Origin of the sequence: Luteimonas panaciterrae, from assembly GCF_020511115.1 — a bacterium.
Classification (GTDB): domain Bacteria; phylum Pseudomonadota; class Gammaproteobacteria; order Xanthomonadales; family Xanthomonadaceae; genus Luteimonas; species Luteimonas panaciterrae.
This window is the reverse complement of record NZ_JAJAVH010000021.1, coordinates 1-24,167: the sequence shown is the minus strand read 5'-3', so window position 1 is coordinate 24,167 and position 24,167 is coordinate 1. Positions and strand designations below refer to the sequence as shown.

The 24,167-nt window shown below is 65.2% G+C and carries 13 protein-coding genes; 3 read left to right on the top strand and 10 right to left on the bottom strand.

Features of this window, described 5'->3' with window-relative positions:
• The 3 genes from LG367_RS17500 to LG367_RS17490 all read right to left on the bottom strand — a co-directional run bounded on the left by LG367_RS17500 (position 1) and on the right by LG367_RS17490 (position 4,242).
• Positions 1–975: an amidohydrolase family protein gene (locus LG367_RS17500; protein WP_226470557.1), complete on the bottom strand. Its 975-nt coding sequence runs from the start codon at positions 973–975 to the stop codon at positions 1–3.
• 150 nt (positions 976–1,125) lie between these two features.
• The gene (locus LG367_RS17495) at positions 1,126–1,905 is read right to left on the bottom strand and encodes a TylF/MycF/NovP-related O-methyltransferase (protein ID WP_226470556.1); all 780 of its coding nucleotides are present in this window, start codon (positions 1,903–1,905) and stop codon (positions 1,126–1,128) included.
• A gap of 123 nt (positions 1,906–2,028) precedes the next feature.
• Complete coding sequence (locus LG367_RS17490; RefSeq protein ID WP_319004034.1) at positions 2,029–4,242, bottom strand: RelA/SpoT family protein; 2,214 nt, start codon at positions 4,240–4,242, stop codon at positions 2,029–2,031.
• A 62-nt stretch (positions 4,243–4,304) separates the two neighbouring features.
• Between LG367_RS17490 and LG367_RS17485 the strand changes: the two genes are divergently transcribed.
• Positions 4,305–4,799, top strand: a complete 495-nt coding sequence (locus LG367_RS17485) for a hypothetical protein (RefSeq protein ID WP_226470555.1) — start codon at positions 4,305–4,307, stop codon at positions 4,797–4,799.
• Between the two features lie 39 nt (positions 4,800–4,838).
• On the opposite strand, the gene hrpA is transcribed toward LG367_RS17485, so the two are convergent.
• Positions 4,839–8,768 (bottom strand): ATP-dependent RNA helicase HrpA, encoded by a 3,930-nt coding sequence (gene hrpA, locus LG367_RS17480; RefSeq protein WP_226470554.1) that lies wholly within the window; start codon positions 8,766–8,768, stop codon positions 4,839–4,841.
• 112 nt (positions 8,769–8,880) lie between these two features.
• On the opposite strand from hrpA, the gene LG367_RS17475 reads away from it, so the two are divergent.
• Entirely contained in the window at positions 8,881–9,435 is a 555-nt protein-coding gene (locus LG367_RS17475) for a Dps family protein (RefSeq protein ID WP_226470553.1), read from the top strand.
• Between the two features lie 228 nt (positions 9,436–9,663).
• Positions 9,664–11,541, top strand: a complete 1,878-nt coding sequence (recQ, locus tag LG367_RS17470) for a DNA helicase RecQ (RefSeq protein ID WP_226470575.1) — start codon at positions 9,664–9,666, stop codon at positions 11,539–11,541.
• A gap of 13 nt (positions 11,542–11,554) precedes the next feature.
• Here the strand turns inward: recQ and LG367_RS18675 are convergent, their stop codons facing one another.
• The 6 genes from LG367_RS18675 to LG367_RS17440 form a co-directional block, all read right to left on the bottom strand.
• Complete coding sequence (locus LG367_RS18675) at positions 11,555–12,052, bottom strand: DUF11 domain-containing protein (RefSeq protein ID WP_226470552.1); 498 nt, start codon at positions 12,050–12,052, stop codon at positions 11,555–11,557.
• A 442-nt stretch (positions 12,053–12,494) separates the two neighbouring features.
• The gene (locus LG367_RS17460; protein WP_226470551.1) at positions 12,495–14,645 is read right to left on the bottom strand and encodes a GEVED domain-containing protein; all 2,151 of its coding nucleotides are present in this window, start codon (positions 14,643–14,645) and stop codon (positions 12,495–12,497) included.
• Between the two features lie 241 nt (positions 14,646–14,886).
• Positions 14,887–15,843 (bottom strand): endo-beta-N-acetylglucosaminidase family protein, encoded by a 957-nt coding sequence (locus tag LG367_RS17455; protein ID WP_226470550.1) that lies wholly within the window; start codon positions 15,841–15,843, stop codon positions 14,887–14,889.
• 45 nt (positions 15,844–15,888) lie between these two features.
• On the bottom strand, positions 15,889–17,787 hold the full coding sequence (locus tag LG367_RS17450) for a prealbumin-like fold domain-containing protein (RefSeq protein ID WP_226470549.1): 1,899 nt from the start codon (positions 17,785–17,787) through the stop codon (positions 15,889–15,891).
• An 87-nt stretch (positions 17,788–17,874) separates the two neighbouring features.
• Positions 17,875–21,606, bottom strand: coding sequence for a hypothetical protein (locus tag LG367_RS17445; protein ID WP_226470548.1), 3,732 nt, complete (start codon positions 21,604–21,606; stop codon positions 17,875–17,877).
• A 16-nt stretch (positions 21,607–21,622) separates the two neighbouring features.
• Positions 21,623–24,167: Ig-like domain-containing protein (locus tag LG367_RS17440; RefSeq protein ID WP_226470547.1), on the bottom strand; the 2,545-nt coding region annotated here is incomplete at its 5' end.

Below are 24,167 nucleotides of genomic sequence, written 5' to 3'. Positions count from 1 at the left end.
TCACTCCGGCGCCGGTTTCGCGATCGACGTTTCGCTCAACCCCAGCAGTTCGGCGGCATTGCGATCCAGGATCGCCACGATTTCCTTCTCCATCAATCCCGCGCGCGGCACGTAATCGACCGCCGCGCGGAACAACTCACCCGCCTGGTACGGAAAATCGGTGCCGAGCAGCAACCGGTCGGCGCCCAGCGTGTCCACCGCGGCGCACAGGGCCGGCACATGGTTGTGCCCCACCGTGTCGTACCACATGCGCCGCGCGGCCAGGCTCGGCAGCTCCGGCGTCTCGGGCGCCTCCCAGACGATCTGGTGATCGACCCGCTGCAGCACCATCGGCAGCGCGCCACCAAGATGGGACAGGATGATCTTCATCCCCGGATAGCGCTTGGGAATGCCGGCGAGGATGAGATGCATCGCCGCGACCGTGTCCTCGATCGGCGCGCCGATCGACCAGGTCAGATGATGATCGGCGATCAGCGGCGAACAGGCGCCGCAGCCGGCCGGATGGACATAGAGCACGCCGCCGAGCCGGTCGAGTTCGGCATAGAGCGGATCGAAGAGGGGATCGGCGATGGAACGCCCCAGCACCGAGGTCGTGATGCAGGCGCCGAGCATGCCGAGTTCCTCCACGGCGCGCTTCAGCTCGACGAGTGCCGCGTCGATGTGCGGCAAGGGCAGCGAAGCGAATGCCCGGAATCGCGATGGATGGCGGCGAACGAGCGCCGCATACTCGTCGTTGACGAAACGCGCGGCCTCCACCGCCGCCGTCTCATCGGCGAAATGCGGCGAGGCCGGCGTCGCCGACAACACCTGCAGCCTGATGCCCACCGAGTCCATCAGGGCGAAGCGGGCCGTGAGTTCCGCTTCCGTCATGCCGGCGCCCAGCCCGCGATGCACGGCGGTACGGTCGTTGCCCAACCGCGCCAGCAGATCCAGATAGGCCTCGCTCCAGGCATGGGCATGGACATCGATGCGCATGGACTTGCTCTCTACGTCTTCGGCGGATGCGGCAGCTTATCGGTGCCGAGAGGAAACGGTGCGATCTTGCGAGAAATACACATCGTTGCAAGAAGTCCGGCGCGCATTATCGATCCGCTTCGCAACATGCTCCATGCTGCATACGAACATTTATTTGCGGAAATACACGCCGATCGCATCGATCTGCCGGAGCTTCGGCTCGATGCCGCGCTGCGCGAAGAAATCATGCACCGCCAGCCTGCAGGCCTCGACCGCCCAGTAATCGTCGACGATCACCCAGCCGCCCGGCGAGAGCCGGTCGTAGAGGTGCGTCAGCGGATCGATCGTCGATTCGTACATGTCGCCGTCGAGCCGGATCACCGCCAGCTGCTCGCTGGGCACCGTCGGCATGGTGTCGCGGAACCAGCCCTTCAGGAACACCACCTGCTCGTCGAGCAGTCCGAACTTGCGGAAATTCGCCTGCACCTGCTCGAGCGGCACGGCCAGATCGCTGTATTCATGCAGGCGGCTGCCATGATCCGCCGGCCAGGCCGTCGCGTTCGGCGGCGGCAGGCCTTCGAACGAGTCGGCGACGATCACCTTGCGATCGCGCACGCCATGCGCGGCCAGCACGGCACGCGCCAGGATCGAGGCGCCGCCGCGCCAGACACCGGTTTCGATGATGTCGCCGGGAATCCCGCCCGTGACCGCGTATTCGATGACGCGCCGAAAATTGCGCAGGCGCCGGCTGCCGACCATCGTCAGCGCCGTCGTCGGCCAGTCGAGCCCGGACTCGCGCGCCTTCGCGTCGAAGCCCCGCACCGACATCGGCGTGCTCGGCAGCGCGGGGTCCTGGATGTCGGTGCCTGTGAGCGTGGCTTCCAGATCGAGGAGATACTTGCGGCGCTCGGCTTCGTTCTCGATGGGAAATCTCTGCTGCTGGATACTCATCGATTGCGGCGAAGCTCCGGATTCATGTCGCGCACATGACATGCGCGACGCTGCTGTTCCGTCAAAATTATCAAAATTCCGGCACGGCTGGCGTGTCTCGCCGGAACATCTCTTTTCGGACGTTCAGTTGCGCCGCGCCTGCTGCACGCCCGGCAGGCTGTCGAGCTTGCCGAGCAGGCGTGAAAGCTGGCCGTAATCCTGGACGCGCAATTGCAGTTTCAGGCGCAACTGGCCGTTGGTGCCGCGGCCCTGGGCGGTGCGGCCCTGAGCGGCATGATCGCTCTGGATCGACAGCACGTGCACGTCCTCCTGCGCGATCAGGTTGGTGATGTCCTTGAGCAGGTATTTCCGGTCGATCGCATCGATGCCGATGCCGGCCTCGTAACCGCCGCCCGTGCGTCCCCACTCCACCGGCAACACGCGCTGCGGCTGATTGGCCGACAGACGCAGGAACGCCGCGCAATCGGCACGATGCACACTCACGCCGCGATTGCGGGTGAGATACCCCACCACCGCCTCGCCCGGCACCGGCTGGCAGCAGCGCGCCACCTGCACCAGCAGGTTGTCAACGCCGACCACGGTGAACGCGGAGTCGGAGACCTTCGGCGCCCTGCGCGGCTGCCGCAGCGCGATCTCCGGCGTCGACTGCGAAGCCTCCTGCTCCAAGGCGCGCTCGTGCTCATGCAGCGCGCGCGCCACCTGATGCGGGCCGACGTCGCCGAGCGCCACCAACACGTACAGATCGTCGAGCGTGGCGGCATTGAACCGCGTCAGCGCCGGCGCGAGATCCGCGTTCTGCAGGCCGAGGCGCTTGAGTTCCTTCTCGAGCAGTTCGCGCCCGGCCTGCACGTTGCCGGCGCGGTCGAGCTTGTGGAACCACACTCGCACCTTCTCGCGCGAGCGCGCGCTGGCGAGGAATCCGTTCGAGACCAATAGCCAGTCGCGGCGTGGCGCGGCGGTCTTGCCGGTGAGGATTTCCACGCGCTCGCCGCTGCGTAGCTTGTAATCGAGCGGCACGATGCGGCCGTCGACCTTCGCGCCGCGGCAGCGATGTCCGACCATCGTGTGCACGTGGTAGGCGAAGTCGAGCGGTGTGGAGCCGTTGGGCAGATCGATCACCTCGCCCATCGGTGTGAGCGCGTACACCCGGTCTTCGACGAGTTCCGTGTCGAGCCCGCCGGCGAGCGCGGTTTCGTCGCCGTCACGGCCTTCCGCATGCGCTTCGAGCAGCCGCCGCATCCATTCGATCTTGCGATCGTTGGCGGCGTTGCTGGCGGCCGAGCGCTGCGAGCCGCCGGTCTCTTTATAGCGCCAATGCGCGGCGACACCGAGTTCGGCCTGCGCGTGCATCTCGAAGGTGCGAATCTGCACTTCCAGTGTCTTGCCTTCCGGTCCGATCACGGCGGTGTGCAGCGAGCGGTAGTCGTTTTTCTTCGGGCGCGCGATGTAGTCGTCAAACTCGCTCGGAATCGGCGCCCACAGCGCATGCGCCACGCCAAGCGCGGCGTAGCAGGCCGGGATGTCGTCGACCAGCACGCGCACCGCGCGCAGGTCATAGAGTTCGCCGATCGGCACATTCTTCTTCTGCATCTTCTTCCAGATGCTGTAAATGTGCTTCGGCCGGCCGGCGACCTCGCCATGCACGCCCTGCGCCTGCAAGGCATCGCCGAGCAGCTTCTTGACCTGCACGATGTAGCGCTCGCGGCCGACGCGCTTGTCGTCGAGCAGGCGCGCGATCTTCTGATAGGTCTCCGGTTCCAGGATGCGGAAGGCCAGATCCTCCAGCTCCCACTTCAACTGCCAGATGCCGAGTCGGTTGGCCAGCGGCGCGTGGATGTCGCGCGTGAGCTGCGCCAGGGCGCGGCGTTCGGCTTCCGGCAACTGCGCGGCGTGACGCATGCGCGCCAGTTGCCGCGCCAGCAGGATCGGTACCACGCGCAGATCGCGCACGATCGCCAGCAGCAGGCGCCGCAAGCCTTCGGCGCCACCACGGCGGCTGCGCTCGGCATGCAATGTCCACACCTGCTGTGCCGCGCGCTGGCCTTCGAGCAGCGCGAGCACGCCGGCCGGTTCGCGCGCGAGCTTCGGCTCCAGGCGTTCCGCCCACGGCTTGACCGCGTGCAGCACGGTCGCCAGCACGGACTCGCCGTCGGCACCGAGCAAGGTCAAGGACTGCAGCGTATCGGCGAGCACCGGCAGCGGTTCCGACAGGATGGTGCCGGCATCGCCATTCCCTTCCGCCGCCTCGCGCAACAACGCGCGCAGGCGCTCGGGCAAGGCGGCGACGGCCGGCAAGGCCAGCAGTTGTTCGGACACGTTGTGCGCGGGGGACGACACGACTGAATCGAATCTCGGCAGAAGTGTCTACACTAGTCTTCTCCCGCCTTCAGGAACAGACCATGCGACGGTTGTCCGTTCTCCTCGCCCTTCTGCTCTGTGCCGCCCTGCCCGCCTTCGCGCAGCAGGCCACCGGACAGCAGGCGATCGAAAAGCAGATGACGCCCGAACAGTTCAAGGCCGCTGGTCTGGAAAAGCTGAGCCCGGAGGAACTCGCCAATCTCAACGCCTGGCTGAACCGCACCCTCGACACCGAGACCACCAAGGCCGCGGTGCAAGCGGAAAAGAAGGTGAAGGACGAGAACCGCGGCTTCTTCAATTTCGGCTCGTCCGAGCCGATCGTGTCGAAGATGACCGGCGAATTCCGCGGCTACGCCCAGGGACGGCAGTACACGCTCGAAAACGGCCAGGTCTGGCGCCAGACCGACAGCGCCACGCTCGCGAGCGTGCGCGTGAACAATCCTGACGTGAAGATCACGCCCAGCGTGATCGGCAATGCCTGGTATCTGCAGATCCAGGGCTACAACACGCGGGCGAAGGTGGAGCGTTTGAAGTAACGCCCCCGCGCGAGCAAGATCCGCGCGGCACGCAAGGCGCTACGACAACTGCGCCAGCCGCGCGGACAGTTTCTTGGGCGAGACACCGCCCTTCGCGCCCAGTTCCTGCGCGAACAGGGAGACGCGCAATTCCTCGATGTCCCAGCGCAAGGCCTGCCAGCCGGGTTCGTCGCCGTCTCCCTGCAACGCCGCCTCGGACAGTGCGTCCGTGAACGGCTTGATGTCGAGCATGCGCTGCTGATCGCGCACCGGATCGTTGAGCGCGCGATCGGCACGGATCGTCAACGCCTTCAGATAGCGCGGATATTCCGCCAGCGCCGTCGCCGGCACGTCGCGCAGGAATCCAGGCGGCACCAGCCCGGCGAGTTGCGCCTGCATGTCGTCGAGATTGGCGCGCGCCCAGCCGATGAGCTTGGAATCGAGCCTGGCGCGCACGTCGGCGACCAGCCCCAGGATCGTCTCGGCCTGCTGCAGGCGGCGCATCGCTTCGCCGAACAGTGCTTTGCCGATCGCATCGCTGCGCGCCTCGAACGCAGCGGCGTCGCGAATCCTGTCCAGGTCTTCCGCCGCGAGCGCCGCGAAAGCGCCGTCCACCAGATCCTCGCGCAGATGATCCGCGGGGCGCCCTTCCGTCGCCGCGCGCGGCGCCTGCGATTCGATCGCCGCGTACAGCAGCGCGGTCTTCGGCGAGACCGGGAGTTGCTTGCGCGCCTGACGCATCTTGTCGGCCAGCGCGATGGCAAGCAGGCGCCGGACACCACGCGGATGATGACGCTCGGCCTCGGACCGATCGGCGTGCACGGCCAGCGACACGCTGCCGCCGTCGTCATGCAGGGCCGGATAGGCGGGAACGCCGCCCACGCCTGGAACGGAAACCGGAATCGCCGTCGCCGGAAACGCCGTCAAACCGCGTTGCGCTAAGCCCTCGGCGGCACGTGCCGAGAACGCCTGCGCCGCACGCGCGCCGAAACGCGCGCGCAGATCGGCGAGATCGCGCGACTCGGCCAGCACATTGCGGCCATCGCCATCGAGCAATCGAAGATTGGCGCGCAGATACGGCTCCAGCGCGGCCTCGTCGAACTCCGTGGCCATCACGTCCACGCCCGTCAGCCGTTTGAGGAACCGCGCCAGGGCGCCTGCGAACGCATCCCCTTCCGGTGCCTCGTGCGCCTGTGCGAACGCGCGCGCGAAGTCCGGGGCCGGCACGAAGTTGCGGCGCAGCGCCTTCGGCAAGGTCTTGATCATCGCCGCTGCCTTGTCCGCCACGAATCCCGGCGCGAGCCACGACAGGCGCGGCTCGTCGAGCGCGTTGAGCAGGTGCAGCGGCACCACGACGGTCATGCCATCGTCGGGCGCACCGGGTTCGAAGCGATAGCGCACCGCGAGTTTCGCTTCGCCGAGCGTGAGATACGCAGGGAAGCGTTCGGCATCGGCGCCGTCGACGACCAGCAGATCGTCGCGCGACCATTCCAGCGCCTTCTTCTTGTCGGCCGGCAGCTTGACGTACCAGGCATCCAGTGCCTGCGCGCTGACGATCTCCGCGGGAATCCGCTGCGCGTACCACTGCGCCATCCACTCCTCGTCGACGACGAGACCGGCGCGGCGCTGTTTGGCTTCTTCTTCCTCGGCAAGTGCCAGCGTCTTGAGATTGCGCGCGAGGAATGCGCTGCGCGTGTTGATCTCGCCAGTCACCAAACCGTCGCGCAGGAAGATGCCGCGCGATTCCTCCGGATAGAGCCCGCCGTAATGAATCGGCTTCTTCGGCGCCAATACCAACCCGAACAGGCTGATCTGCTCGCTGCCCAGCACGCGCCCCTGGCTCCGCGACCAGCGCGGATCGTAATGGCGGCGCGCCAGCAGCGCGGGAAGTTCGGCGATCGCCCATTCCGGTTCGATCGCCGCATTGGTCAGCGCCCAGACGCGCTCGGTATCCAGCAGCGCGGCCGAGAGCACCCACGGCGGTGGCTTGGAGGCCAGCGAGGAACCCGGGAACAGCTGGAATTTGCGCCCGCGCGGGCCGTCGTACTGTCCGCGCTCGCTGCGATTGCCGATCTGTGTCGGCAGGCCCGCGATCAGGGCGCGATGCAGGGCAGCGTATTCCGCCGATTCGGCATTCTGCTGCCAGCCGAGCTCGTCGCATTGCAACTTCAACTGCCGATGCAGCTCGCGCCACTCGCGCATGCGCAGGAAGCCGAGGAAATGTTTCTCGCACCACTTGCGCAGTTGCGACTGCGTCGAATCCTCGTGCGCGGCCCGATAGGCGTCCCAGAGCTTGAGGATGCCGACGAACTCCGATTTCGTATCACGGAATTCGGCATGCGCATTGTCAGCGGCGGCGCGCTGATCGGCCGGACGCTCGCGCGGATCCTGGATGCCGAGGAACGAGGCGATCACCAGCATTTCCTGCAGGCAGCCATGCGCCTGCGCCGCGACCAGCATGCGCGCGAGCTTCACGTCCACCGGCCACTTCGCCATCGTGCGGCCGATCGGGGTGAGTTTGCGCTGTGCGTCGACCGCGCCGAGTTCGGCCAGCTGCTGCCAGCCATCGGCGATCGCGCGCGGATCGGGCGGTTCCACGAACGGGAAGTCCTCGATGTCACCCAGGCCGATCGACAGCATTCGCAGAATCACGCCCGCCAGTGCCGCGCGGCGGATTTCCGGGTCGGTGTACTGCGGCCGCGACTCGAATTCCGCTTGCGAATACAACCGATAGCACACGCCGGGCGCGACGCGTCCGCAGCGGCCCTTGCGCTGGTCGGCGCTGGCCTGGCTGATCGATTCGATGTGCAGGCGATCGAGCTTCTGCCGCGGGCTGTAGCGTTTCACGCGCGCCAGCCCCGGATCGATCACGTAATGGATGCGCGGCACCGTGAGCGAGGTTTCCGCCACGTTGGTGGCAAGGACGATGCGGCGCTGCGGGCCGGGATTGAAGACGCGGTCCTGATCGCGCGCCGACAGCCGCGCGTACAGCGGCAGTACTTCGGTGTGGCGGTACTTTCGCCGTTCCAGCGCCTGGTGCGCGTCGCGAATCTCACGCTCGCCCGGCAGGAAGATCAGCGTGTCTCCCATCGGCCGCTCGCGCGCGATCTCATCGCAGGCGGCGACGATGCCGTCGAGAACCGTCCGTTCGCCCTCGTCTTCTCCTTCGCCCTCCAGCGGCCGATATCGCGTCTCGACCGGATAGCCGCGCCCTTCCACGTTCACCACGGGCGCGTCGTCGAAATGCTGGGAGAAGCGCTCGGTGTCGATGGTGGCCGAGGTGACGATCACCTTCAGGTCGCGGCGCCTGCGCAGCAATTGCTTCAGATAGCCGAGCAGGAAATCGATGTTGAGACTGCGTTCGTGCGCCTCGTCGATGATCAGCGTGTCGTAGGCCGACAACCAGCGATCGGAGGCGATCTCCGCCAGCAGGATGCCGTCGGTCATGAACTTCACCGCCGTTTCCGCGCTCACGTTGTCGTTGAAACGCACCTGATAGCCGACCGTGCCGCCGAGCGGCACCTGCAACTCCTCCGCCACGCGCCGCGCCACCGCGCGCGCGGCGATGCGGCGCGGCTGGGTGCAACCGATCATGCCCGCGGCGCCGCGCCCGGCCTGGATGCACAGCTTGGGCAGCTGCGTGGTCTTGCCCGAACCGGTTTCGCCGGCGATCACCACCACCTGGTGCTTGCGGATCAGCGCGACGATCCGTTCCGCCTCCGTGGCGATCGGCAGCACCGGATCGACCGTCGCCCGTGGCAGCCGCGAGGCCCGCGCCTCGCGCCGGGCCAGCGATTCGGCCAGCGCCGCCGCGAATGCGTCCCGAGCCGCGGCATCGTCCCCGTGCGAGCGCCAGCGACGCCACAGGCCATGCAGGCGCGCGGAATCGCGGCTGCAGGCGCCGTCGATGGCACGCCGTGCCTGCTCGAGCGGCTCGGACGCCGGCGCCGGCTTTAACGTCGCGCTTGCATTGGATTCGATAGGCTTCATGGATTGCTTCGATTGCAAAGGCATTGGGAAGAGAATTACCGGGATCTCTTGCATTCCTTTTCCCAGCCACTACTTATATTTTGACGGCAATCCCTTCTCCTGGAGACACCCGATGGCCAAGTCCAAACCCAAAACCCCGAAAACGTCGAAGCTCGAGCCGGCGGCGTCGCCGGGTCCGAACAATGGCGCGCCCGGCATCGATATCGGGATCAAACCGGCCGATCGCAAGAAGATCGCCGAGGGCCTGTCGGCCTTCCTGGCCGACAGCTACACGCTGTATCTGAAAACCCACAACTTCCACTGGAACATCACCGGGCCGATGTTCAACAGCCTGCACCTGATGTTCGAGACCCAGTACACCGAACAGTGGGGCGCGCTCGACGAAGTGGCCGAACGCATCCGCGCACTCGGCTTCAACGCACCAGGCTCCTACGCCGAGTTCACGAAATTGTCTTCGATCGCGGAAGAACCGGGCCTGAGCGACAGCGCCGACTGGCGCGAGATGGTGCGCCAGCTTACCGTGGGCAACGAGGCGGTCTGCCGCACCGCGCGCAAGGTACTGAAGACGGCGGACGACGCCGGCGACGATCCCTCGGTCGACCTGTTGACCCAGCGCCTGCAGACGCACGAGAAATACGCCTGGATGCTGCGCTCGCTGCTCCAGTGAATTCGGACACGCCCTCGCCCGCCACACGGGCGAGCGCGCGCTTCGAAAGAACAGACCCCAGAAGAACAGACGCGAACAATCCCCGGCACTCGCCGGGGATTTTTCTGACAGCCATGCGCATCGCAACCGGTATCCTTGCAGCCAGCCATGGCGCGACTTGACCCCACCGACGCATCTCCGGACCCCGCTTTCCACGAACGGGCCTTCAGCGCGTCCGATGTCGAGGCGATGCCGGCCGCGCACGCCCCGCCGCTCTCGGCGGCACAGGAAGTCCTGCAGCGCGTCTTCGGCCATGCCGGTTTCCGCGGCGAACAGGCGGCCGTCGTCGAGCACGTGAGCGGCGGTTCCGACGCGCTCGTGCTGATGCCTACCGGCGGCGGCAAGTCGCTCTGCTACCAGATTCCCGCGCTGCTGCGCGAGGGCTGCGGCATCGTCATCTCGCCGCTGATCGCGCTGATGCAGGACCAGGTCGACGCCCTGCGCCAGCTCGGCGTGCGCGCGGCCTATCTCAATTCCACGCTCGATGCGTTCGATGCCGAACGCGTGGAGCGGCAACTGCTCGCCAATGAGCTCGATCTGCTCTACGTCGCGCCGGAGCGCCTGCTCACCCCGCGCTTCCTTTCGCTGCTGGATCGCAGCAAGCTGGCCCTGTTCGCCATCGACGAGGCGCATTGCGTCTCGCAATGGGGCCACGATTTCCGCCGCGAGTACCGCGAGCTCACCTTGCTGCACGAGCGCTGGCCGCAGATCCCGCGCATCGCCCTCACCGCCACCGCGGACCCGCCGACCCAGCGCGAGATCGCCGAACGCCTGCAGCTGGAACAGGCGCGGCGCTTCGTCAGCTCGTTCGATCGCCCCAACATCCGCTACACGGTCGTGCAGAAGGAACAGGCCAAGCGACAGCTGCGCGACTTCCTCGATGCGCACCGCGGCGAGGCCGGGATCGTCTACTGCCTCTCGCGCAAGAAAGTGGAGAGCACCGCGGAGATGCTGGTCGAACTCGGCTTCGACGCCCTGCCCTACCACGCCGGTCTCGATGCTGAAAAGCGCACCGCGCATCAGCGTCGCTTCGTGCGCGAGGAAGGCGTGGTGATCGTCGCCACCATCGCCTTCGGCATGGGCATCGACAAGCCCGACGTGCGCTTCGTCGCGCACATCGACCTGCCGAAGTCGATCGAAGGCTACTACCAGGAAACCGGACGCGCGGGCCGCGATGGCGAACCCGCCGAAGCCTGGCTCTGCCACGGCCTCGCGGACGTGGTGCTGCTCAAGCAGATGATCGAACAATCCGAGGCTGGCGAGGAACGCAAACGCCTGGAACGGCGCAAGCTCGACGCTCTCGTCGGCTACTGCGAAACCACGCGCTGTCGCCGCCAGGTGCTGCTGGCGAATTTCGGCGAGGAATACGTGCCGCATGGACGCGAGGCGGGTGGCAACGGACAACCCTGCGGCAACTGCGACAACTGCCTGCAACCGGCCGAAACCTGGGACGCCACGGTCGCGGCGCAGAAAGCATTGAGTTGCGTCTACCGCACCGGCCAGCGCTTCGGCGCCTCGCACCTGATCGATGTGCTGCGTGGCGGCGATACCGCGCGCATCTCGCAGTTCGGCCACGACCGCCTGCCGACCTACGGCGTCGGCGCCGACATCGACGCCCGCACCTGGCGCGGCATCTTTCGCCAGTTGGTCGCCGCCGGACTGCTCGATATCGACGCGGATGGCTATGGCGGTCTGCGTCTCACCGCGGACAGCCGTGCGGCTCTGCGCGGCGAACGCAGCGTGCTGCTGCGCAAGGAAACGCCGCGCAAGCAGGAACGGGAACGCACGGCGCGTGTCGCGGGTTCGAACACACTCGATGCGATCGCGCTCGCACCCGCCGACCGGCCGCTGTTCGAAGCCTTGCGCGAAATGCGCGCGCAACTCGCGCGCGAGCAGAACGTGCCCGCCTACGTAATCTTCCACGACAGCACGTTGCGCGGCATCGCCACCGGCAGACCGGCTTCGCTCGATGCGCTGGCGCAGATCGGCGGCATCGGCACGACCAAGCTGGAGCGCTACGGCGAGCGCGTGCTGGCCACGATCCGCGAAGCGGAAGCCGCGGCCTAGCGCGACGAACCGCTCAGTTCACCGTGCAGGTCAGGGTGAACGTCAGCGACGAATTCGCCGGAAGGGGCGCGATCGTCACGCCCGCCGCCGACTGCAGCGCGGCCACGGTCACCGCCAGGCACACCGCGCCGCCGGTCGGATTGCCGCACGTGACCGCCGTGCAGGCCAGACCCGCCGGCGCGGGATCGTGCAGCACCGAGCCATTCGCTGCGCTCGGACCGGTATTGCTCACGACGATGCTGTAGTTGGTGGTCATGTTCGGCCAGACGAAATCGTCGCTGTCGGTATTCGCACCGGCACTGGCGAGCGGACCGGTGAGTGAATTAGCGACAGTCGCGTTCTCGACGGTGACGTTGGCGCCGATGCTGAGGTCGCCGACGGTGTGATTGGCGGCCGGTGTCGGTGTGTCGAACGTGGCGGGCGCGCGCCGAAGTCTTCCGGCGTGGTCACATTCAGCGTGTAGCCGTCGAATTCGCTGGTGGTGTAGGGCCGGCCTGTTTGATCGAATCACAATTGATCGCTAAGACCTTGGCTTACCAAGTCCGTCGCAACGCCCCCCATATCGAATCGCGAGGCAGGCGTCATGAGCCTTGCCAATTGCCATTCATTTCGACATTTCTCTTCTTGTTCTTGGCACGCAAAAAATTTTAGCTACATGGTGTGACGCGATGAAATTGCCTAAAAATTAGGCTTATCGATGATGCTCTTTTTATATTCAACGAAGTCCTCAGATTGAGATGAAATGTGCGAGCACGTCGTTAAAGGGTCCTTACGCGACATCTTTCGCCCCGCAAAACGCCAAACCGACCAATCGGCCGCCTCCAGGACGTATTCAACTTTCCGGAGCCGGAACGGCTGCCTGATGCGAAGGAAATCGATGCGCCTCGAGCGGTAGCTTGCAACCACCGGACGTCGACCTAACCAAGTTCGGAATCAACATCGCACAACCCCGCTCACAACACCGTGCAGCTGATCCTGATCGTGACGCTGCTATTGGCGGCCATCGACGGAATCGACACTCCCGATGTGCCCTGGAGATTGGCGATCGACAGATCTCCCGGGTTCGCGCCCACATTCGGACACATGGCGGTACCGCTTGCCGTGCAGGGCGGCGCTCCCGCAAGCACGCAATTGTTCATGCCGCTGGGCACGGGATCACGCAGCACCGCATTGCTGGCGGTCGAGGGGCCGGCATTGCTGACGACGATGTCGTATGTGGTCTGCGCGCCGCTGACGAGCGTGTCACCCGTCTGATCAACCGGCCCCGATGTCGGCGTGTTGGTCTTGGTCACGTTGAGATTCACGGTGGTGCCGAACGTGTTCGTGAACGTGCAGGTGATCTGCTGCGCGCCACCATTGCCTCCCGCCGAGGACGGCGGAATGTTAAAGGTGCCCGTGGTGTTTCCAGGACCCGGCGTCACGGTGACCGTTGCGCCGTTGCCGTCCACGCAGCTCAACGTCGTCGTGTAGTTCCCCAGATTGGTGGCGCCGGCCCCCGTCTCGCTGATGGTGATCGGCACCGGCGTCGTGCTGACGTCGCTGGTGGTGCCGACGTCGGCCCCGCTGCCCGTCTGCCCGATCGAACGGAAACCGGTGGTGCCCGCATTGCCGACCGCGGCCTGCGTATAGCTGGGAGTCCCATTGGAAGCGATGGTGAGGTTGAACGTGCCGGAGTCCGTGGTCGGGGAAAGGACTTTGTTGATGCGCACGCTCGGCAATACGGTGAAGCTGTAATCCTCCACCTCGCCCGAATCCAATGCGCCAACGGGTAGCAACTGGGTGGCGCTGCTCGGATCGTCGACGTAGGCGATACGGAAGCGCGCCTGGATCGGACCGGCGCTGACGAACGGAAATGCCCAGACCAGCGGCACGCTGCCGAGACCGGGCACGAACGGCGTGCATGCTTGTTCGATCGCGATGTCGAAGACGCCGTTGCGGTTGAAGTCGAGCCAGCCACAGACCAGTCCGCCGGGCGCGGACGGAGGAATGCTGATCGGCGCGGTGATCGGGACATTGAGCGTGTAGATCAGCCCGAAGAACGCCGCCGACAACGTTGGAGGCGTGGGGAATGCGTCCTCGTCGTCGATTCCCGAACTGTCGTCGCCGCTGGCGCCGGCTCCGGGGAACGGACTGGTGGTGTTGTCGGCGTCCGCCATGGTCGAGGCGCGGTCGGCATCGATGCTCGCGCCCAGCCTGAGGTCGCCGATCACATGGCGCGGCGCGCCGCCGAACTGTCCCGTTCCCGGGTTGTAGCTGGCGGGCGCGTCGGAAAAATCCTCGTCGATGCTGATCGTCAACGTGTAGTCGTCGTCGAGCGCGGTCAATCCCACGCCGGCCGTCTTGCGGATGGCCACATCGAACGTCACTGACAGGACAGTCCCGTTGATGCGGAAGGAACCGCATCCAGCATTCGAACCCGCCGGTGTACAGGCTTCCTGGGGCGAGTTCGTCACAAGCTGCACGCGGCTGCGCCCGTTGGGCCCGGCGACGACCTGCAATCCCGGCGTCAGCGCGGTGAGTGTCACGCCCGATGGCGTCAGCGTCGAATTCAGCGTGAACGCCACGGAGTCGCCGATCAGCAAAGGGGAGAGAACGTTCTCGCCCCAACCCGCGATGTGGATCACCGGATTGGTCACACTCTTGGTGAAGGTGATGGTCATCGTGCCGCGCGACAGTTCTCCGGTCGGAGTCACCAGCAAGCCACCGGGAGTGACCAGACTGAAGGTCGGCGTGTTGACGGGGATTTGCGGGCTGAACTGGCTCGACGTCGCAAGGCGACTGGCCGGTGTGGCGTCCCCGTTGAAATAGGTGAAGGTATTGGGTGTAGGCGGAATATTCGCCGTGGTGATGTTCACGCCCATCCCGGAGAAGCCGGGAACGCCGGACGAGAACGTCGCGGCGTTGGTGGGGGTGAAGGGCGGAAGCGGCGTGGGCGCGTCGGGCGCGATTGGATTCTGGTTGGGCTGGTAGGCCGCCGCCGGCGAGACGAGACCCAGCATCAGCGTCAGGCCGGCCGCGGCAGGACGGAGTCCCGTCCCCCTTGCACCGCGGCACACGGCCGTCAGTAAATCCGCGCCGGCAAGGCAAGCATCGATGAAATTCATCGCCCCTTCCCCGATTGTCCGACTCGCCTTGCGGCGACTCCCCGCTAACTGTCTAGCACTCCCCTGAGGTCGAATGTGTGCAATTGCTCATAAAATTAGCAATGAAAATCCCACTCCATGCGCGTACCGCGTCGCACAAGGAGATTGGTTCACGATTGTCGTTTCCGCATGAAAATCATGCCCGGCCGATTTTTTGTGACGCACCGCCATCCACCTCGCGGATAACGGTGCGGTTGTCCGCTCAGGGATTCATGACCGAGATCAGCGTGCGCGTCCAGGTGTAATCCGTTGGCACGATGGCGTTCTGGCCTTCAGGCACGCCGTCGCGATCGAGGGCGTAGCTGAAGATGCCGCCCTTCTTCGTGCCCGTCGGCTGCCACTGCGCGTACTTGTAGGCGCGACTGGTATTCATCGGCGCGACCGCGTCGTGCCAGGCCGTTCCGTTTTCCTCGTAGAACGAGAAACCGATGAAGTACTTGCTGGCCGGGATGTACGCCTTGTAGGTATCAAACGTGCTCTGCAATCCGCTGACCGAACGTCCGTACGACTGCACCAGGACGTAATCGACCTGCGTCGCCACGGCACGGAACAGGGCATTGGTGCCGTCCTTGTTTGTATCGTAGATCAGCAGCTTGCCGGTGCCGGATTTCGGCCCGAGATACTTGGACAGCGCCGCGAACACGCCCTTCGCCTTGGTCAGCTGGCTGGAGGTGAGTGTCTTCTCCATGTCGACATCGAGACCGTCGACGCCGTACTTGTTGACGGTGTCGGCGATGATCTTCTGTGCCAGCGCGTCGTAGCCGGCGGTGGTGCTCGGATACGCGGGATCGAGCAGCTTGTCGATGAACACCGACCAGACCACCTTGGTGCCCTGCGCACGCAGCAAGGGCACGTAATCGTTCTTGATGGTGTCCCACACCGGGTTGTCATCCGGCACGTTGTACGGGAACACGAACACCAGATCGAGGCACGCCGGCAGATCGGCCATCGAGGTCATGTTGACGGCCGGGTCGGCCACCTCGTCACGCCAGATGCGGAAGTAGCCGAACATCTTCTGATGCTGGCTCTGTTTGTAGGCGAGGATGCCGGGCAGATTTTCCGACGTCGCCTGCGTGTTCGGATCGGGGCAAGTGACGGCGAGAGACAGCGGGGAGACGCTCGCGAGCAGCAGCGCCGCCGCAATTTTCGAAATGGACATCGGAATTCCTTGGTTCAGATCAACGATTCAGATCAATGATTCAGATCAGTTGGCGGCACACGTCAGACTGAAAGTCAGCGAACTGTTGGCCGGCATGCTTGGAATCGCCACGCCACCGGAGGACTGCAGATTCGCCACCGTCAGCGAAGCGGGCGCCGGGCAAGTGGCGCCGCCGCTGGTCACGCTGCAAGCCACCGTCGTGCAGCTCACACCCGTGGGCGTTGGATCGCGCAACACCGCGCCGTCGGAGGACTGCGGGCCGCCGTTGCTCACGACGATGCTGTAGGTCACGGTCGCGCCGCGCGTCACGGTGTCGGCGGGCTGATCGTTCGGTCCGGAAGCAGGCGTGTTCGTCTTGCTGATCGCCAGATTGCTCAGGCGCGCGGTATTGCTGAAGGTGCAGGTGATGTCATCGGCGGCCGCCGGTACCAGATTGAAACTGGTACCAGTGCCGCTGGGCATCACCGTCGACGAGCCCGAGGTGGCGTTGGTGCAGGCGTAGGACGTGGCATAACCCGTCAGCACGGTGGTGCCGGACGCCGTTTCGGACAGCGTGTAGCTGCCACTGGCATCGGCGGGATTGAAGTCGGCCACGCCGGTGGCCGTGCTTCCGCTCCCGGTCGTGGTGACCGACGCCGTGGTCGCGGTGCCGCCGCGTGGGCCGGCGATGTTGAGCGTGAACTGATCGCCGGCCAGTGCGCGTCCGCCCGGCAGCGTCTTTTGCAGACGGATCCTCGGCCGGGTGTTCGTGACGGTGCAGGTCACCATGAGACCCGTTTCGCTGCTGGCGTTGAACGAGGACAAAGTGATCTGGTTGCCACTGATGCTACCGCTCACGCCGTTGTCGCAACTGACCGAACTCAACCCGAATCCGGTGGCCGGCGCTTCGGTCAGCGTCACCTGGTTGGCCATCACCAACGCCGGTTGGGTACCGGCCGTGCTCGTATCTCCATCGAAGGCCACCGTGGGATTGGCGGAACTGGTGGTGATGATCGCGGAATTCTGATTGCTGGCGGCGACCTGGTCCGTATCCAGATTGGTGGTCGTGAACGTGAACGCGCCTCCGTTGCTGCTCGCCGACGTCGCCTTGGCCAGGCACAGAGTGCGGTCGTTGAGGATGACGTCCTTGACGTAGAAGTCGTCCGACCGATTCGTATCGGAGAACGTGCTCTGCATGCGCGTCGCGAGGAACTGGATAGCACCCGTCTGCGGAATGTTGTCGGGCAGCCGGATACTGACCTTGGTCCACACGACGACCGGCGTGGTGAACTGCGCCGATCCCCTGCCGCCGACGTAGGAAGGCGGCGGACTGGCCGGAGGCGCGTTCACGAACTGTGCGCCATTGTTGGCGACAAGGCTCGAGTTGGTCGGCCCCCAGTCGTTGTAGTTGTTGGCGGAGGTCGCATTGTTGCTGCGTCCGTCGACGGGTGCCGTCAGCACCGTGGTATAGACGACGCCTGCGTAAAGGACCTGCAGGCGGTACTGGTTGCCGTCATAGACCAGATGGGCATCCGAATTGGCGCCTGCCGGAAAGTTACCGTACTGAGCGTTGTTCCAGGCCACCGAGAACGTCAGCACCGCGCCCCCTGACACCTTGGTCGGGCTGTTCGCGGCCGTAGTGGTCAGGGCGAACTGGTTGCCGTTCGCAGTGCCGTCACTCCACAGCTGGCCGCCATGGTTCGTCGCGCTAGGCGTGGTCAGCGAATAGGATTGCCAAGCACCGCTTGTTCCCGTCGGTGACGAAGCAGTCCACCCATTCAACTGGGTGGTCGTGGTGCTGAGGTTGCCCGTTGTCGACATGCGCTGCGGCAGCTGCGTGCAGGTCTGCGCATGCGCGGGCGATGCGAGCACGGGCGCAATCAGCGCGAACAGCACCGGTGCCAGGGCGCGACGAAACGTGAAGAACGGATGTCTTGCACTGCGACGAGCATCGCAATTTTTCATGATTTTCCCCAAATTTCGCCCGCAAACTGCCGTGCCTTCTCGCCGGCAGCGGCTCAAGGCCGCTGCCGGGGAAAGCTTTTTTGATGGTTAGTAGCGACCGACCACGTTGAGGAAGAAGCCCTTGTGGTCGTAATCGAAGTCGGTGAGGTCGTCGCTGAACTTGGTGAAGTTGTAGCCGATGCCGACCCGGAAGTTGCTGCCGAGATCGCGATCGATGCCAGCCAGGAAGCCCTGACGGGTACCGCCGTCGGTGACGTCGAGCCAGCGGTATTCGAACAGCGTGTGCCACTGGTCCGCGAACTCGTAACGTACCTGCGCGGCGGCGAAGGTGGCCGTGGAATCGGCCCATTCGCCGGTCATGCGACCCAGTCGCACTTCGCCGCGACGGCGCATCAGCTTGGCCGCGTACTCCCAACGATTGTCCGGGTTGTACACGCCTTCCAGCGACAGGATCTGGCTGCGCTGATCGTAGAAGGCGGTGTTGTCGCCCACCTGTTCCAGCGTCGAGACGTCGTACAGGTAGGTGTACTTGCCGAACAGCGCGTAGCGGGTCGAATTCCACGGACGCCATGCGAAGCCGAAGTTGCCTTCGATGAACTTCGAACCGGCGGTGGGATCGATCTCGTCGTCCACGTCCTCGTAGTTGAAGCGGGCCGCCAGACGCAGGCTTTCGGTGACCTTGTGCGTCAGGTAGTTGGTGGTCGCCCACTTCGTGCGACGCTCGGCGCCGCTGTCGCGACCCCACTCCAGCTTGCTCGACCACTGCGTCTGATTCGAGGTGCGGCCGGCGGAGATGCTCACGGTGTCGCGATCGACGGTGCCGATTTCCTTGTCGATATCGGCCGTGGTCAGCACGAAGCCGAGATTCCAGCCCACGCCCGGATAGAAATCCATGCCGTAGGTGTGCTGGAGACCGCTCTCGTTGGGCTCCTTCAGGAACTGGCTTTCGTTGTACAGATTGACCTGGTTCGACAGGCGCCAGCGCTGACCCAGCGTCCAGCCCGGCACGATGCGGTTGTTGAACAGCGGATCGTACTTGCTGGTGTCGGTCGAATAGGTGTAACCGGCATAGACCGTGTGATCCGGCGTCAGGCGATACTCGGCGTTGATCTGCGCCGCGTCGCCGCGATCGCCCGTGGTGGCTTCGGCACCGATGCTCGACAGGTTGCCGAACAGGTACTTGCCGCCCAGGGTGAAGGCGTCGTTGTCGGCGTAGCGGCCGTTGTCGTCATCGAGCGTGAGCTGCGCGGTACCGTAGGCTTCCCACGAAGTGCCGAAGCGCTGCTTGTACTGCAACGCGCCGAGCGTGCCGATGGCGTCGCCGGTGATGCGCTCTTCCTGCACGCGGCGTATTTCGCCGGCCAGGGTCACGTCCTCGGTCACGCGCCATTCGGCCGTCAGCTGATCCTGCTCGAGCGATTCCTGCCCGCGTTCGGCACGGCTGTAGCGGCCATAGATGTTGAAGTTGGGCGCGAACTGCCCGAGCACCTCGACGCCCTTCTCCTCGATCTCCTGACCGAAGTCGTTGCGGGCAATCGAGAAGCCTTCATCGACGTGGCGCCACCAGGCACCGGCGGACCAGTCGAGCTTGGTCCAGCCGAGTTCCTTCAGGTTGATGCGCGCTTCCACCGCCGTCGCCTCGCCCTTGCGCGGGCCGGTGATCGGATTGGTTTCCAGGAAGCTCATGCCGCCGTTGTCGGAGTAGAACACCGGGACGCTGGTCGCCTCGGTCTTGTTGTGCTCCACCTTCAGATAGGTGCCGCGACCGGCCTGCAGCGTGATGTCCGCGCCCTTCAGCGTGTAGTCCTCGCCGGCGCGATTCTCGTCGACGTAGGTGGCACCGACGGCGACGTGATCGCCGAACCAGTGCTTGCCGCGGAAGCCCGCGGTGACCTTGTCGGCGTCGAAGCCGTTGGGCACGTATTCGTAATCGACCAGCAGCACCTGCACGTAGCCGTCCAGCGGACCGTCGATGGTCAGCCGTGGCTTGTACTCGGAACCCTTGGTCGTGCCCGTCAGCGGACGCGCGAGGATGATGCGGCCTTGATAGGCATCGATCTCGTAGTCCGGGCCGTTCTGCAACGGCACGCGTGCCTCGACGCGACCGGTGGTCGGATCGCGCACTTCAATGATCACGCGCTCCGAACCCGGCAGCAGATCGGTGTGCTTGAGGTGATAGGTGCTGCCGCCGGTGCCCAGGAATTCGGTATGGCCCGGAACCGTCTGCGCCTCCGAACCGAACGCGCGCACCTCGGTGCCCGCCTCGCCCAGCGACGTGGTGCGCCGGCTGCGCCAGTTGAACGCGCCGCCGTACAGGTCGCGCGAATACTGGCCGTACTCGGTACCGGTGAAGCCGGTTTCGAAGTTACCCCACAGCGCCTGGTTCTTGTCCCAGTCCACGCGCACGTACAGGCGGCCCATCGTGTCGACGTCGCGATACGTGGTCGAATCGTCGCCGTAGACCGGGTAGTACTGATCCGGATCGAGACGGCGGAACACATCCTGCGGATCGGCGTCCCAGAAGCCGTTGAACAGCTCCTTGACCTCGCGCTCCTGCGTGTCGGCCTGCGCGGTGATCAGGTATTTGCCCTTGATCTTGCCCTTCAAGTAGAACGCCAGGCGGCCTTCGAGCAGGAAGTCCTTGTCGTAGTGATCGTCGCCGGCCAGCGGCTCGATCGATCCGGAAACACTGCCCTTCGATGCGGTCAGGTCCGCCAATGCGACGGCGAACATGTAGCGGCCGCTCACGTCGATATCGAGCGTGTGGTGGATTTCCTGCTTGTTCCTGCCGATCAGGCCGACGTCGAACTTGTGCTGGCCGATCGGCACGAGATATTCGGCGACCAGCTTGCGCTCCAGGTCGACCGGATACGTCTCGCCGTTGATCTCGACGTTGTATTCCTCGGGAATGTTGCGTCCCTGGATACGGATGCGCGAACCGTAGATCTGGATGTTCTGCTGCCGCAAGCCGTTGCTGCTGCCGAACACGCTGTCGATCAGGCTCTTTTCCTGCGCGCTGTCGTCGGTGTAGTTGGTGCCGTACTGCTTCTCGATGGAATTGCGCAGCAGATCCGCACCGCGCTGCACGTCTTCCGGCCGCGCCAGCTGCATGCGGCTGGCGTAGGTTTCGTCGTAAGCGCCGTCCGCACCGTAGGCGCGCACGATGTAGATCAGTTCGTCGCCGACGCGTGCTTCAAGTCCTGCGGGCAGCGTGCCGTCCCACTTCACGTCGCTCACCGCCGCGATCGGCAGCGAGACCGTGGCCAGCGGATCGACCAGATCCTGGTCGGAAGCCCGATAGATCAGGACTTCGGCGCGCTGGATGAAGGCCGAATAGTTGTTGCGGGCATAGAACTGCACCGGCTTGGTGATGCGGCCGTTCTCGAAGGGCACCAGCGACGGCGCGGACACCGTGAGTTCGGGCTGGCCGAGATTGGGATCCTCGGTCGCCCAGATCACGCCGCCGTTGGGCAGCTGCGCGGTCCACTTGCCGATCGCCACGGCCTTGCCCGGACCACCCGCGACCGGTTGGCCCGCGGTCGGTTGTTCCGTCTGCACGCTGACGCGACGATCGGGCTGCAATGCTTTCGACGTCGAGGCATCGGCGTCGGTGACCGGCTGACGTGCGCCACGCGTGCGCACGCGCATCACCACGCCCTTTTCGTCCGAGCAGGTGTCGCCGCTGCAATCGACGGCCGAGGGTGTCTGCTGCTCCCCGCTGCCGGCGACGGTCGCCGTCGACGTCTCCTGCGCCACCGCCAGAGGGGCGACGCCGGAGAGCAGGCAGATCAGGGTGTAGTCGAGCAGTTTCATTTTCATGTCGGCGTCCCCCCGGTTATTTGCTTGAACCGACAGGGGCTGTCGGGTTGTCGCTGATTTCCACACGCAGCTTGCTGCGCACCTCCGGGCTCAATTTCGCTGCGATGGCCTCGTACACCGCCTTGGCACGACGTAGTGCGAGCGCGTCGTTGTAAGCAGGCGCCCCGCGTTTGTCGGCATGTCCGACCACGCCAACGGTTCCTGTTCCGAGCTTGTCGATGTCGGCCGCGATCTTCTCGATCACCGGCGCGAACTCCGGCTTGATCTCGGACTTGTCGGTGTCGAACAGCACATCGCCGAGCAGTCGCGATTGACCGTCCAGCTTCAACAGCGTGCTGCCGGCATCGGCGACGTCGGTGCGCAGGCTGACCTGCAGCGACTTCGCCTGTTCGGGCGAGAGCTGCGCCAGCAGCGCCGACTGCACCGCCTTGGCGCGGTCGTAGGCCAAGGCCTGCGACTCGCCATTCGCGGCGATCACGACTTCACCGCCGCTGTGCTGCTTCACCTGCTCGGCCATCTTGTCGATGACCGGCAGGTACTGCTCGCGCAGCTTGGCGCTGGCGTCGTCGAACATCACCTCGCCCAACTCCATTTCGACCTGCTCGTCGCCCTTGCCTTCGATCAGGCCGGACGGCAGCTTGATGCCGAAGTCAAAGCGCACCGGCAGTCCGGGCGTGATGCGGCGGACCTGCGGGTTGTCGGTGGTGAAGACGCTGCCTGGCGGCAAGGTCGCCGGATCCACTTTCAGGATGAAGTTGCGTCCGCGGTTGGCCGGGCCACCGTTGATGCCGATCAGGTTGTAGCGACCGAACTGATCCGTCTCGACGATCAGGCCTTCCACCGAAGCGATACGCACGCCGGGGATGCCACGCTCGTCGATACCGGCGTTGCCGATCACGTAATCGACACGATAGCCACCGTCGGCCTGACTGACACGACGCTCCACGGTCGGCTCCGCACCGGTGAGGCCCTTCGCCGCATCGCCACTGCCACGCTCGATGCGGGTCTTGCCGGAAGCATCCATGCGCACGCTCACACCTTGCTTCGTGGTGAGCACGAAGTCGTCGGTGAAGTCGAGCGAGCTGAGCTTCTGGCTCACCACGACCTTGTGCGCATCGACCGTGTCGGCCTCGGACTGACGTCCGGAGACTTCGCCGATCGCGATGCCGTGCAGCATCGGCGAGCTGGCGTCGGGCTCCGGCGCCGGACCCTTGCCGCGATCGACCGTGGTCGAGTTCGGCACGTACGCACCCGGAGCGAAGCCGCCCTGGACATGCACGCCGGTCATCGTCGCGGAATCCTGCCAGCCGTCACCGTCGCGGTCGTCGTAGGCGGTACCGATGATCAGCGATTCATCAAGCAGCGGATCGGCCACCAACTGCACGTTGGCCGTCGCGTCGTTCGAGATCGTCGTTCCGCGTTCCTGCACGATGGCGTGGTTGGTGTGGATGCCCGCACCGACGCCCGCGCCGACACGCAGCAGGTACACCACCGTCGCACGCTCGCCGGACTTGATGTCGATCTGGTCGACGCTGATCGGGTACGTACCCGTCAGGCGACCGGCGCCATCACGGTCCGCCACGGTCAACGAGTTGTTGACGTAGGTGAAGCCCGCGGGCGGCGTATCGATCAACACGCCGTTGACGAGATCCGATTCGCCCGTGTTTTCCATCGTCACGGTGTAGCGAACCAGATCGCCGATTTTCACGTCGCGCGGCGAGGCCGTCTTGATCACGTGCACGCGAGCCGCGCTCTTGATCTCGACGCTGACCTGCGCCGGGTTGGACTTCAGCCCGGTCGTATCCGACACCGTGTATTCGATCGGTGTGGTCGTGCCGACGAAGTCCTCTTCCGGCGTGAAGGTGATCGTGCCGTCCGGATTCACCTGCCAGGTGCCTTCACCCGGCACGACCAGCGTCTTGCCGTCGCCAGGGGCGCCGACGATGACGACCGTGCCCGGATCAATGTTGTTGTCCGGATCGGTGTCGTTGCCGAGCACCGGGATCGTCACCGGTTGGCCAGGCGCGCCCGTGCCCGCATCCGGATCCGGATTCGCGACCGGCGGCTGGCCCTTCACGTTCACCGTCACCGTCGCGGTGTCGCACACCGGCGTCGGGGTCGAGGTATCGCACACCTGATAGGTGAAGGTATCCGTGCCAATGAAGTTCGGGTTCGGCGTGTAGACGATCGTGCCGTCGTCGTTCACCGTCACCGTCGCGGTATCGCATACCGGCGTCGGGGTCGAGGTATCGCACACCTGATAGGTGAAGGTATCCGTGCCAATGAAGTTCGGGTTCGGCGTGTAGACGATCGTGCCGTCGTCGTTCACCGTCACCGTGCCATTGCTCGGCGGCACCGTGATCGTCACCGAGCCCGGATTCAGCGGCGAACCCGTCACCGTGTCGTTGTCGAGCACGGGGATCGTCACCGGCTGGTTGGCCGGGGTTTCGGCGGTGTCGTCGACCGCGGTCACCACGTTCGGCTGCACCGTCACCGTCACCGTCGCGGTATCGCATACCGGCGTCGGGGTCGAGGTATCGCACACCTGATAGGTGTACGTA

What these genes read in the sequence shown, in the direction of transcription:
- LG367_RS17460 (WP_226470551.1), bottom strand. Translation starts at nt 14,645, where the DNA reads ATGAATTTCATCGATGCTTGCCTTGCCGGCGCGGATTTACTGACGGCC.
- hrpA (WP_226470554.1), bottom strand. Translation starts at nt 8,768, where the DNA reads ATGAAGCCTATCGAATCCAATGCAAGCGCGACGTTAAAGCCGGCGCCG.
- LG367_RS17455 (WP_226470550.1), bottom strand. Translation starts at nt 15,843, where the DNA reads ATGTCCATTTCGAAAATTGCGGCGGCGCTGCTGCTCGCGAGCGTCTCC.
- LG367_RS17475 (WP_226470553.1), top strand. Translation starts at nt 8,881, where the DNA reads ATGGCCAAGTCCAAACCCAAAACCCCGAAAACGTCGAAGCTCGAGCCG.
- LG367_RS17495 (WP_226470556.1), bottom strand. Translation starts at nt 1,905, where the DNA reads ATGAGTATCCAGCAGCAGAGATTTCCCATCGAGAACGAAGCCGAGCGC.
- LG367_RS17445 (WP_226470548.1), bottom strand. Translation starts at nt 21,606, where the DNA reads ATGAAAATGAAACTGCTCGACTACACCCTGATCTGCCTGCTCTCCGGC.
- LG367_RS17450 (WP_226470549.1), bottom strand. Translation starts at nt 17,787, where the DNA reads ATGAAAAATTGCGATGCTCGTCGCAGTGCAAGACATCCGTTCTTCACG.
- LG367_RS17500 (WP_226470557.1), bottom strand. Translation starts at nt 975, where the DNA reads ATGCGCATCGATGTCCATGCCCATGCCTGGAGCGAGGCCTATCTGGAT.
- LG367_RS17485 (WP_226470555.1), top strand. Translation starts at nt 4,305, where the DNA reads ATGCGACGGTTGTCCGTTCTCCTCGCCCTTCTGCTCTGTGCCGCCCTG.
- recQ (WP_226470575.1), top strand. Translation starts at nt 9,664, where the DNA reads ATGCCGGCCGCGCACGCCCCGCCGCTCTCGGCGGCACAGGAAGTCCTG.